Origin of the sequence: Streptomyces olindensis (assembly GCF_040645895.1) — a bacterium.
Lineage (GTDB): Bacteria > Actinomycetota > Actinomycetes > Streptomycetales > Streptomycetaceae > Streptomyces > Streptomyces olindensis.
In genome coordinates this window covers 22,875-34,054 of the sequence record NZ_JBEYZD010000089.1, presented here as the reverse complement: position 1 = coordinate 34,054, position 11,180 = coordinate 22,875, and the positions used below count along the sequence as shown (strand labels likewise).

Annotated in this window: 12 protein-coding genes; 4 read left to right on the top strand and 8 right to left on the bottom strand. The window is 73.1% G+C overall.

Annotated elements, in window-relative coordinates; genetic code table 11:
* Window positions 1-94 precede the first annotated feature (94 nt).
* Entirely contained in the window at window positions 95-853 is a 759-nt protein-coding gene (locus ABZ948_RS36170; RefSeq protein ID WP_359766930.1) for an LOG family protein, read from the bottom strand.
* 119 nt (window positions 854-972) lie between these two features.
* On the bottom strand, window positions 973-2,052 hold the full coding sequence (gene dapE / locus ABZ948_RS36165) for a succinyl-diaminopimelate desuccinylase (protein WP_359766928.1): 1,080 nt from the start codon (window positions 2,050-2,052) through the stop codon (window positions 973-975).
* 85 nt (window positions 2,053-2,137) lie between these two features.
* Here dapE and ABZ948_RS36160 point away from each other — a divergent pair, with 85 nt between their 5' ends.
* Window positions 2,138-3,118 (top strand): heavy metal transporter, encoded by a 981-nt coding sequence (locus tag ABZ948_RS36160; protein WP_359766926.1) that lies wholly within the window; start codon window positions 2,138-2,140, stop codon window positions 3,116-3,118.
* 372 nt (window positions 3,119-3,490) lie between these two features.
* Window positions 3,491-3,937, top strand: a complete 447-nt coding sequence (locus ABZ948_RS36155; RefSeq protein ID WP_359766924.1) for an ATP-binding protein — start codon at window positions 3,491-3,493, stop codon at window positions 3,935-3,937.
* A gap of 115 nt (window positions 3,938-4,052) precedes the next feature.
* On the opposite strand, the gene ABZ948_RS36150 is transcribed toward ABZ948_RS36155, so the two are convergent.
* A complete protein-coding gene (locus ABZ948_RS36150; RefSeq protein ID WP_359766923.1) occupies window positions 4,053-5,144 on the bottom strand; it encodes a bifunctional succinyldiaminopimelate transaminase/glutamate-prephenate aminotransferase in 1,092 nt (363 codons plus the stop codon).
* Between the two features lie 129 nt (window positions 5,145-5,273).
* Window positions 5,274-5,594, bottom strand: coding sequence for a ferredoxin (gene fdxA, locus ABZ948_RS36145; RefSeq protein ID WP_030929316.1), 321 nt, complete (start codon window positions 5,592-5,594; stop codon window positions 5,274-5,276).
* Between the two features lie 140 nt (window positions 5,595-5,734).
* Here fdxA and ABZ948_RS36140 point away from each other — a divergent pair, with 140 nt between their 5' ends.
* Both ABZ948_RS36140 and ABZ948_RS36135 read left to right on the top strand, forming a co-directional pair.
* Complete coding sequence (locus tag ABZ948_RS36140) at window positions 5,735-6,751, top strand: GNAT family N-acetyltransferase (protein WP_359766934.1); 1,017 nt, start codon at window positions 5,735-5,737, stop codon at window positions 6,749-6,751.
* A 30-nt stretch (window positions 6,752-6,781) separates the two neighbouring features.
* Entirely contained in the window at window positions 6,782-7,633 is an 852-nt protein-coding gene (locus ABZ948_RS36135) for a transglutaminase family protein (RefSeq protein WP_359766920.1), read from the top strand.
* Between the two features lie 85 nt (window positions 7,634-7,718).
* Here the strand turns inward: ABZ948_RS36135 and ABZ948_RS36130 are convergent, their stop codons facing one another.
* From ABZ948_RS36130 to ABZ948_RS36115, 4 genes are read right to left on the bottom strand one after another with little or no spacing between them, the layout of a single operon-like run.
* Entirely contained in the window at window positions 7,719-8,333 is a 615-nt protein-coding gene (locus ABZ948_RS36130) for a response regulator (RefSeq protein ID WP_359766918.1), read from the bottom strand.
* The gene (locus ABZ948_RS36125; protein ID WP_359766916.1) at window positions 8,330-9,496 is read right to left on the bottom strand and encodes a sensor histidine kinase; all 1,167 of its coding nucleotides are present in this window, start codon (window positions 9,494-9,496) and stop codon (window positions 8,330-8,332) included. The genes ABZ948_RS36130 and ABZ948_RS36125 overlap by 4 nt, the downstream gene beginning before the upstream one ends.
* The gene (locus ABZ948_RS36120; protein ID WP_359766914.1) at window positions 9,493-10,233 is read right to left on the bottom strand and encodes an ABC transporter permease; all 741 of its coding nucleotides are present in this window, start codon (window positions 10,231-10,233) and stop codon (window positions 9,493-9,495) included. Before ABZ948_RS36120 ends, ABZ948_RS36125 begins: the two co-directional genes overlap by 4 nt.
* Window positions 10,230-11,141: an ABC transporter ATP-binding protein gene (locus ABZ948_RS36115; protein ID WP_359766912.1), complete on the bottom strand. Its 912-nt coding sequence runs from the start codon at window positions 11,139-11,141 to the stop codon at window positions 10,230-10,232. The genes ABZ948_RS36120 and ABZ948_RS36115 overlap by 4 nt, the downstream gene beginning before the upstream one ends.
* Window positions 11,142-11,180: the final 39 nt, after the last annotated feature.

Here is an 11,180-nt window from a genome sequence, read left to right as displayed (position 1 = left end):
GCAGCGACTCCGACGACGAGCTCGCCGTGCTCCCGGACCTATGCCCACCCGCCACCCGACACGGTCGGACAAGGGGCCGGGCTCGAAAAGACCCCTACCTGCCCGCCTCCTTCGACACCAGCGCCACCGCCTCGTCCACGTCGTCCGTCACGTGGAACAGCAGCAGGTCCTTCTCCGCCGCCTTGCCCTGCGCGATCACCGTGTCCCGCAGCCAGTGCACCAGGCCGCCCCAGTACTCCGTGCCGAAGAGGACGATCGGGAAGCGGGTGACCTTCTGGGTCTGGACGAGCGTGAGGGCCTCGAAGAGTTCGTCGAGGGTGCCGAGGCCGCCGGGCAGGACGACGAATCCCTGGGCGTACTTCACGAACATCATCTTCCGCACGAAGAAGTAGCGGAAGTTGAGGCCGATGTCGACGTACGGGTTCAGCCCCTGCTCGAACGGCAGCTCGATGCCCAGGCCGACCGAGATGCCGCTCGCCTCGACGGCTCCCTTGTTGGCCGCCTCCATCGCGCCCGGGCCGCCGCCCGTGATGACTGCGAAGCCCGCGTCCACCAGCCCTCGGCCCAGCTTGACCCCGGCCTCGTACTCGGGCGAGTCCGCCGGCGTCCGCGCCGAGCCGAACACGCTGATCGCGGGCGGGAGTTCGGCGAGGGTGCCGAAGCCCTCGATGAACTCCGACTGGATGCGCAGCACGCGCCAGGGGTCGGTGTGCACCCAGTCGGAGGGCGCCCGCTCGTCCAGCAGCCGCTGGTCGGTCGTGCTGGCCTGCACCTGGTCCCGCCGCTGGAGGACCGGGCCCAGGCGCTTCTCCTCCGGCGGCTGCTTCTTCCCCTCCGGGTTGCCGGTCGCCATGTGCGCTCCCTCCGTCGTGCCTGTCGTTCCACCTCAGCGTAGATCTACGCGGGTTACGAACGAGGGACGTGAGCATGTCCGCGATGGAGCGCCGTAAACACGAGGGCGTCCCGGCGAGGTCAGGCGGTCAGCCAGTTCCTCAGCCGCTCCTCGCCCGCGAGGATCTTGGCGATCTCCACGCGCTCGTCCCGCTTGTGCGCCAAGTGGGGGTTGCCCGGGCCGTAGTTGACCGCCGGGACGCCCAGGGCCGAGAAGCGGGAGACGTCGGTCCAGCCGTACTTCGGCATCGGGGTGCCGCCGACCGCCTCGATGAACGCCTTGGCCGCCGGGTGGGACAGACCGGGCATCGCCGCGCCGCTGTGGTCGACGACCTCGAACTCCGCCACCCCGCAGTCCGCGAAGACCTCCCGGACGTGCGCGACGGCCTCCTCGGGCGTGCGGTCGGGCGCGTAGCGGAAGTTGACGGTGACGACGCACTCGTCGGGGATGACGTTGCCGGCCACTCCCCCGCTGATGCCGACCGCGTTCAGGCCCTCGCGGTACTCCAGGCCGTCGATCACCGGCCAGCGGGGCTCGTAGGAGGCGAGGCGGGCGAGGATGGGGGCCGCCGCGTGGATCGCGTTGGAGCCCATCCAGCCGCGTGCCGAGTGGGCCCGCTCGCCCGTGGTCTTCAGCAGGACCCGCAGCGTGCCCTGGCAGCCGCCCTCGACCTGGCCGTCCGACGGTTCCAGGAGAACCGCGAAGTCGCCCTCCAGCCACTCGGGGTGCGCCTCGGAGACGTGCTTGAGGCCGTTCAGCTCCGCGGCGACCTCCTCGTTGTCGTAGAAGACGAAGGTCAGGTCGCGGTTCGGGGCCGGGACCGTGGCCGCGATGCGCAGCTGGACCGCGACGCCCGACTTCATGTCGCAGGTGCCGCAGCCCCACAGGACGCCGTCCTCGTCGAGCCGGGAGGGGACGTTGTCGGCGATCGGGACGGTGTCGATGTGTCCGGCCAGGATCACCCGCTCCGCGCGGCCCAGGTTCGTGCGGGCCACGACGTTGTTGCCGTACCGGTCGACCGTCAGGTGCGGCAGCGCGCGCAGCGCGGTCTCGATCGCGTCCGCGAGCGGCTTCTCGGTGCCGCTCTCGGACCGGAAGTCGACGAGCCGGGCGGTGAGCTCCGCGGCGTCCAGCGTGAGGTCAAGCGAGGTGTCGGCCATGCCGTCGACCCTAACGCGCCATGCCCGGTGCACACCTTCCCCACCCGGCTCATGGCACTCCGTACTCTCCAGTACCTTGTACGGCGTGCCAGAGCCGTCCTCTCCCAAGCGTCGTGGCCGCCTCTTCCGATGCGGGTCCGCCTTCGTGATCCTGCTCGCGGTCGCCGGTTACCTTGTCGTGCAGTACGTCACCGGGGGCACAGGCGAGCCGGGCTGCAAAGTCGTCTCCGGCAAGGGCGACGGGGCGTCGTACTCGTTCACGCCCGAGCAGGCCGTGAACGCGGCGACGATCACCGCCGTGGGCACCGCGCGCGGCCTGCCCGAGCGGGCCGTGACCATCGCGCTGGCGACCGCGCTCCAGGAATCGAGCCTGCGCAACATCGACCACGGCGACCGGGACTCCCTCGGCCTGTTCCAGCAGCGGCCCTCGCAGGGCTGGGGGACGCCGAAGGAGATCATGGACCCGACGTACTCGGCGGGCGAGTTCTACGAGCACCTGGTCAAGGTGCCCGGCTACACGCGGCTGCCCCTCACGGTCGCCGCGCAGCGCGTGCAGCGCAGCGGTTTCCCGCAGGCCTACGCCAAGCACGAGCCGGACGCCGCGCTGCTCGCCGCGGCGCTCACCGGGCAGTCCGCGGCCACGCTGACCTGCGAGGGCCGCCCGGCCGCGACCCGGGCGACGGGCCCGGACGGGGTGCGGGCCGCGCTCGCGCGGGACTTCGGGCGCGATGTGCTGGAGCCGGCCGGCGCCGAGGTGAGCGGCTCCTCGGCGGCGACGCCGTCTCCGTCTCCGAGCGCCGCGGACGGGGACGGCGACCGGACCGTGACGCTGCCGGTGGCGTCCGACACGAGTGCGGCCGGCGGGCGGAGCCTGGAGCAGCGCGGCTGGCAGCTGGCGCACTGGGCCGTGGCCAACGCCTCCGAGCTGCACATCGCGCGGGTGACGTACGCGGGCCGGGAGTGGGTCGCCGGGAACACCGCGAGCGAGTGGCGGGACGCCCCGTCGACGGGCACCGCGGGGGCACAGCGGAGCGCGGACGCGGTCCGTATCGTCACGATGCGCTAGCTCATGCGTCGGCTCGCGCAGGGGTGCGGGGTCTCACCCCTGCGGGTTACCCGCGCGGCTCGGCGGCGACGGGGTGCGGGGGTTTTCGCGTGCACTCCGTGATCCGGGGAGAACCCTTGGGAACACAGGGCTGGAAGGATTCGGCGGGCTTTCCGGCGGGAGCCTCTTTGCCCGTTTTTATCCGCAGCCGATAATGCGACGCATTACCAACTCTTTACGTTGCGGCGCCGCAACCTTCGCGGGCTTCGAGCGGTAGTCACTGCGTCCGAGCCGGGGCGATCAACAGCCAGTCGATCAACAGCCAGTCGATCAACTCCCGGACCGGGTCGGACACTTCACGAACCTCACTGTTCTCTCCGTCGAAGGAGCACCATGTCCCTCCCCCTGACCCGCCGGATCGCCCGTGCCGCGCTGATCGTCGCTGCGGGAGCGGCTGCCGGGGTCGGTGCGGCCGGCTCCGCCAGCGCGGCCCCCGAGCTGCCTGCCACCCCGAACCTCGGCGGGCTGACCGCCCTGGACGGGGCGAACGTCGGCAACACCGTCGACGGCGCGGCCCAGAACGTCACCGAGTCCGCGGGTGACACCGGCGGCAAGGCCGTCAAGAAGGCGGTGCCGGCCGCGGGCAAGACCGGCGGCAAGGCGGTCAAGAAGACCACGCCCGTCGCGCAGAAGGCGGCCGGTGACGCGGCGGGTTCCGCCGGTCAGCTCGTCGGTGACGCGGCCGGTTCGGCCCAGGGCGGGCTGCCGACCGACGGACTGGCGAAGGGTGGCGTGCCGTCCGCCGACACGCTGCCGGTGAAGGGCCTGCCGGTCGGCTGACGCCGATTTCCGACGTCTGAAGGGGCCCGGGGAGCTTCCCCGGGCCCCTTCGGCACGTCCGGGCCCCTTCGGCACGTCCGGGCCCCTTCGGCCTGTCCGGGCACCGCGGCAGCGGTCAGAGGCGCCGTACGGCCGCCGCCACCCGCTCGTCCGTCGCGGTGAGCGCCACGCGGACGAACTCGGCGCCCGCGGGTCCGTAGAAGTCGCCCGGGGCCACCAGGATGCCCCGCTCCGCGAGGTGGGAGACCGTGTCCCAGCAGGACTCGCCCCGGGTGGCCCACAGGTAGAGGCTGGCCTCGCTGTGCTCGATGCGGAAGCCGTGGGCGAGGAGCGCCTCGCGCAGCAGCTCGCGCCGGGCGGCGTAGCGCTCGCGCTGCACGCGCACGTGGTCGTCGTCGCCGAGGGCCGCGATCACCGCCGCCTGGGTCGGGGCGGGCGTCATCATGCCGCCGTGCTTGCGGATCTCCAGGAGCGGGCCGAGGACGGCCGGGTCGCCGGCCAGGAAGGCCGCCCGGTACCCGGCGAGGTTCGAGCGCTTGGAGAGGGAGTGCACGGCCACGATGCCGTCGTACGAGCCGCCGTTGACGTCCGGGTGCAGCACCGAGACCGGGTCGGCCTCCCAGCCCAGCTCCAGGTAGCACTCGTCGGAGAAGAGCAGGACGCCGTGCTCGCGGGCCCACGCGACGATCCGGGTGAGGTCCGCCTTGGACAGGACCTTGCCCGTGGGGTTCGACGGGGAGTTCAGCCAGAGGAGCTTCAGGCCGGCCGGGTCGAGCTCGGTCGGGTCGTCGTAGACCTCGTACTCGGCTCGGGCCAGGCGGGCGCCGACCTCGTACGTCGGGTAGGCCAGGCGCGGGTAGGCCACCCGGTCGCCGGGGCCGAGGCCCAGCTGGGTCGGCAGCCAGGCGACGAGCTCCTTGGAGCCGACGACCGGCAGGACGTGGTGGTGGGTGACGTCCCGGGCGCCGAGGCGGCGCTCCACCCAGCCGGTGATCGCGTCGCGCAGCTCGGGCGTGCCCCAGACGGTCGGGTAGCCCGGGGAGTCCGCCGCGGCGACCAGGGCTTTCTGGATCAGCTCGGGGACCGGGTCGACCGGGGTGCCGACGGACAGGTCGACGATGCCGTCCGGGTGGGCGGCGGCCGTCGCCTTGTACGGCGTCAGCTTGTCCCAGGGGAAGGTGGGGAGGCGGTCGGAGACTGCGGACACGGGTGCTGGCTCACTTTCTGGTGCGTACGAGCCGGGTCGGTACGGCAAACGCCTCGGCCCCGCACGGCGATCGGGCGTGATCGGGCCGTACGGGACCGAGGCGGCACGGAGTGCGGGCCGCTTACGGGATTACTCGGCCTGCGGCGGCAGCGCGGCGATGAACGGGTGGTCGCGCTCGATCAGACCCAGCTTGCTGGCGCCGCCCGGGGAACCGAGCTCGTCGAAGAACTCGACGTTCGCCTTGTAGTAGTCCTTCCACTCCTCGGGAGTGTCGTCCTCGTAGAAGATGGCCTCGACCGGGCAGACCGGCTCACAGGCCCCGCAGTCGACGCATTCGTCCGGGTGGATGTACAAGGACCGCTGGCCCTCGTAGATGCAGTCGACCGGGCACTCCTCGATGCACGCCTTGTCCTTGACGTCGACACAAGGCTGCGCGATGACGTAGGTCACGCTGTCGTTCCTCCTCGATAGGGCGCTGGCGGGCCTCCTCAGGCTCCGCCGCCTGGCGCGCGGGAGCGCGGCGTCGTCGATGCCCGCCCCTAGTATCTCCGTTCCTGGGCATGATCCGAACAGGAGGGGTGAACCGACCTGTGGAAATCTCTGCGGCCGGGCGACTCGAGGTCCGTATCACCGCTGCTGACGTGGGCAAACGGGTCTCCGTGCGGAGCTTGATCGAACATGGTCCCCCAGGTGAGAAGTTCACCGATACGGTCGGTGTTCTCACATCATGGGACAAGGGTGTGCTGCTGATCACACGCAAGAGTGGCGAGAGCGTCCGCATCGCGGAATCCGCGCTGGTCGCGGGCAAGACCGTGCCCGCCGCCCCGGCGCGTCGCCGCGGTCCGGGCGCCACCTACGAGGAGCTGGCCCGGGTCGCCGCGCGGGCCTGGCGGCCCGTGGAGAGCGAGCGGCTCGGGGACTGGGAGCTGCGGGCCGCGTCCGGCTTCACGCGCCGGGCCAACTCGGTGCTGCCGCTCGGCGACCCGGGCGTGCCCCTCGACGAGGCGCTCGGCGTCGTCCGCCGGTGGTACGGCGAGCGGGGGCTGCCCGCCTACGTCCAGACCGCGACCGGCGCCGCGGGCACGCAGGAGCTGCTCTGCGCCGAGCTGGAGGAGCGGGGCTGGGCGCGGGAGGTGACCGCCGAGCTGTGGGTCGGGGCGCTGGCGCCGGTCGCCGACCGGGGCGATCCGGCGGGGGTCGAGCTGTCCCGGGAGGCCGGCGAGGGCTGGCTGGCCCGTTATCAGCGCAAGGGCGTGAGCGAGGTGGCGCTGCGGGTGCTGGGGTCGGGGCCGTCGGTGTGGTTCGCGACCGTGCCCGGAGCGGCGGAGGGGGATCCTCCGGCGGCCATCGGGCGATGTGTCGTCGACGGGCGGTGGGCCGGGTTCGCCGCGGTCGAGGTCGATCCCCGGCTGCGCCGGCGGGGACTGGCGACGGCCGTGATGGCGGCCCTGGCCCGGCAGGCCCTCGACGAGGGCGCGTCGGCCGCGTGGCTCCAGGTGGAGGCCGACAACGCGGGCGGGCGGGGGCTGTACGCCGGCATGGGTTTCGCCGCGCACCACGCCTACCACCACTACCGGGCGCCGGACGACGGCGGCACCGGCCGGTAATCGATCGTCGTGAGAGGGCACGAGCCAGCTATGCGTCCCCCGTATCCACCGCCCCCGGAGCGTTCCGCCGAACTGCGGCGGCGGTTCGCCGCAGAGGCCCGGTCCGAGCGGCCCGATCTGTCGGCGCTGTGCCTGCTGGTGGGCGCGGAGGCGGACGGGGCGCTGGACGAGGCGGGCATCGACGCCGCGCAGGTCGAGCTGGACCGGCTGGCCGGGCTGCTGCCGTACCGGCCCGGCGGGCCGCGGGCGTGGGCGGTCGCCGTGCGGGAGCTGCTCGGTGACCGGCTGGGCTTCCACGGCGCTCCGGGCGACTACCAGCGGCTGGAGTCCTCGCTGCTGCACGAGGTGCTGAAGCGGCGCAGAGGGTTGCCGATCCTGCTGTCGGTGGTGTGGATGGAGGTGGCCCGGCGGGCGGGGGCGCCGGTGTACGGGGTGGCTCTGCCGGGCCATTTCGTGGTCGGGTTCGGGCCCGAGGAGGAGCAGGTGCTGGCGGACCCGTTCGACGGCGGGCGGGTGCTGAGCGGCACGGACGCGGAGGTGCTGGTGGCCGGGGCGACGGGGGCCCGGCTGGACCCGGCGATGCTGCGGCCGGCCGATCCGCTGGAGGTGGTGTCGCGGATCCTGAACAACGTGCGGGCGTGGGCGGCGGCCCGGCCCGAGCGGTCGGATGTGGCGCTGTGGGCGGTCGAGTTGTCGTTGCTGCTGCCGTCGCATCCCGCGCGGTTGCGGTACGAGCGGGCGCGATTGCTCGTACAGCGGGGGGACTTCCTGGGTGGGGCCTCGGAGCTGGAGGCCTATGCGGAGGTGGTGGAGGCCGTGGACGAGGCCGCGGCCGGGCGGGTGCGGGGGGAGGCTTCGGCGGCGCGGGCGATGCTCAACTGACGCCCCTCGCAGTAGCGGCACGTGGGGGATCGCGGGTGCGGGTGCGTCGTGGCTGGTCGCGCAGTTCCCCGCGCCCCCAGAAGCTCTACAGCCACCCCTTCTCACGTGCTGCCCGGACCGCCTCTGCGCGGTTTCTCACCGCCAGCTTCTGGATCGCCGTGCTGAGGTAGTTGCGGACCGTGCCCTGGGAGAGGTGGAGGGCCGCTGCCAGTTCCGCGTTGGTGGAGCCGTCCGCCGCCGCTCTGAGGACCTCGCGCTCGCGGTCCGTCAGCGGGTTGGCGCCGTCCGCGAGGGCCGCTGCCGCGAGCGTCGGGTCGATGACGCGTTCGCCGGTGAGGACCTTGCGGATCGCCTCGGCCAGTTGAGCGGCGGGGGCGTCCTTGACCAGGAAGGCGTCGGCGCCGGACTCCATGGCGCTGCGGAGGTGCCCGGGGCGGCCGAAGGTGGTCAGGATGACCAGCTTCACGGCGGGGAGTTCCGCGTGGAGGCGGGCCGCGGCCTCGATGCCCGTCGCGCCGGGCATCTCGATGTCCAGGAGCGCCACGTCGACGGCGTGGGCGCGGGCCGCCGGCAGGACCTCGTCGCCCCGGGCCACCTGGACGACGACCTCGATGTCCTCCTCCAGGCCGAGCAGGGCGGCCAGGGCCTCGCGGACCATCGACTGGTCCTCGGCGAGCAGGACCCTGATCGTGCGGCTCATGCCGGGGATCCTACGTCCGCCGCTCCGGCCGCCGGCACGCGGGCGACCAGGCGGAAGCCGTGCCTGAGCGGGCCCGCCTCCAGGGTGCCGCCGGCCTTGGTGAGGCGTTCCGTGAGGCCCGTCAGGCCGTTGCCGTGGCCGTCGCCCGGGCCGCCGGAGCCGTTGTCCTCGACGGTGAGTTCGAGCATCGGGCCGTCGAGGGTCTGGCGGTGCAGCAGCTCCACGGTGCAGCGCCGGGCGCCGCTGTGCCGTACGACGTTGGTGACCGCCTCGCGCAGTGCCCAGGCGAGGGCGGACTCGCTCTCCTCGGGGACGCCGCCGAGGGCGGGCTCGGCGGGCAGCTCGGCGGTGACGCCCGCCGCGGCGAGGGCGACCCGGGCGCCGGCGAGTTCGGCGCCCAGGCGGGGGCGGCGGTAGCCGCTGACGGCCTCGCGTACGTCCACGAGGGCCTGGCGGCTGACCTGCTCGATGTCGGCGACCTGCCGGGCCGCCTTCTCGGGGTGGGCGGGCAGCATCCGGCCCGCCAGCTCGCTCTTGAGCGTGATCAGGGAGAGGGAGTGGCCGAGCAGGTCGTGCAGGTCCCTGGCCAGGCGCAGGCGCTCCTCGTTGGCGGCGAGCTGGGCGACGGTCGCGCGGGCCTCGCGCAGCGCGATGGTCGTCCGGACGAGTTCGCGTACGCCGGTCATCGCGAAGCCGCCGAGCAGGGCCGGGATGAGCAGGCCGGCCAGGTACGACAGCCCGTCGTGCGTGGCGAGCGCGACGGCGGTCAGCAGCGCGCACGCGGCCGGGATCGTCCAGCGGGCCAGGCGCAGGGGCAGGGCCGCGCCGGACGCGATCGAGACGTACACGAAGAGCACCAGCCACTCGCGGCCCAGGGTGAGGGCGAGCAGCGTGGACTGGGCCGCGAGCACCCCGAGCGAGCCGAGCACCACGGGGTTGCGCTCGCCGCGCCCCGTGCGGAAGACCAGCAGCATGTACCAGGTGACGAACGCGGCGAGGCCCAGCCAGCCGAGGATCCGGACGCCCGTGCCGTGGCCGCCGTGCAGCAGGTCGGCGACGGGCGCGCTCAGGTAGACCAGCCAGATGCCGGTCCACAGCGACTTCACCGCCCGCTGCCTGCGGTTGACCGGGCGCTGCCCGATGCCGACCCCGACGCCGCTCACGCCTTCAAGGTGTCCTTCCGGTACAGCCAGGCCGCGCCGCCCGCGAACAGGGCGAACGACACCACGAGGACGGCGAGGTCCTGGACGTGCGGGGCGCGGCTCTGCTCGATGGCCTGCCCGAGGGCAGCGTACGCGTGCGTGGGCAGCCACTTCGCGATGTCCTGCAGCCAGCCCGGGAACGTCGTGGTGGGCATCCACAGGCCGCCCAGCATCGACAGGCCGAAGTAGGTGATCATCGTGATCGGGCGGACCGCGTCCCCGCTGGCCAGGTAGCCGATGGCGACGCCCAGCGCGGCGAAGACGAGGCTCCCGGCCCAGATCGCGCCGGTGAGGGCGAGCCACTGCCAGGCGTCCAGGCGTACGTCCTTCACGGCCGCCGCGACGACGAAGACGATGACGATGGACGGCAGGCTCACGACGGCGGCGCTCGCGGTCTTGGCGAGGACGTAGCCGCGGCCCGGCAGCGTGGTCAGGCGCAACTGCCGTACCCAGCCGCCCTCGCGCTCCTTGGCGATGCGCTCGCTGTTGCCCATGAGGACGGCGGTGAGGGCGCCGAAGGAGGCCATCGAGACCATCATGTAGGTGGGGAGGGTCAGGCCGGTGCCGGGGACCTTCGTGGTGCTGTCGGCGTTGCCCGCGATGATCAGGAACAGCACCGACGGGTAGATCACCGAGAAGAACAGGAACTTGCGGTTGCGCAGGGCGCGGGTGAGTTCCAGTGTGATCAGGCTGTTCACTTGGCCTTCGCCTCCTCGGCGGTGGTGAGGGCGACGAAGGCCTGCTCCAGGCCGAGGCCGGCGACTTCGAGGTTGCGGGGGTGCAGGCCGAGGCCGTAGAGGGCGTGGACGGTGGCGTCGGCGTCGGAGGACTGGATGCGGACGGTCCGGCCGGAGACCGTCAGGGAGGTCAGGAAGGGCAGGGCGCGCAGCCCGGGTTCGTCGATCGGGCCCTCCAGGTCGAAGGAGACGCGGCGGGCGCCCGCCTTGGCCTTGATCTCGGCGGCCGTGCCGTCGGCGAGGAGCCGGCCGCGGTGCAGCACGAGGACGCGGTCGGCGATCGCGTCGGCCTCTTCGAGGTAGTGGGTGGCGAAGAGGACGGTCCGGCCCTGGTCGGCCTGCTCGCGCATGGTGGCCCAGAAGGCCTGGCGGGTGGTGACGTCCATGCCGGTGGTGGGCTCGTCCAGGACGATGAGATCGCTGTCGCCCGCGGTGGCCAGGGCGAAGCGGACGCGCTGGGCCTGGCCGCCGGAGAGCTTGTGGACCTTGCGGTCGGCGATCTGCGCGATGCCCGCGCGGGCCAGGACCTCGGAGGGCCGGTACGGCTTGGGGTGCAGGGCGCAGGCGAGCCGCACGAGTTCGGCGACCGTCACCTCGTCCATCAGCCCGCCGCTCTGCAGCATGGCGCCCACGCGCCCGGCGACGATGGCCTGCCGGGGGCTGGTGCCGAACAGCCGGACCGTGCCGCCGTCCGGGTTCTTCAGGCCGAGGAGCAGGTCGAGGGTGGTGGACTTGCCCGCTCCGTTGGGGCCCAGCAGCGCCACGGTCTCCCCCGGGCGCAGTGCGAGCGTCAGGCCGTCCACGGCCCGTACGCTCCCGTAGCTCTTGCTCACCTGGTCGAATCCGACCACGGGCGTTGTCGTCGTCATACGGCCAGAGTGGCCGGGGGCGGGGTGCGCCGGGCAGTG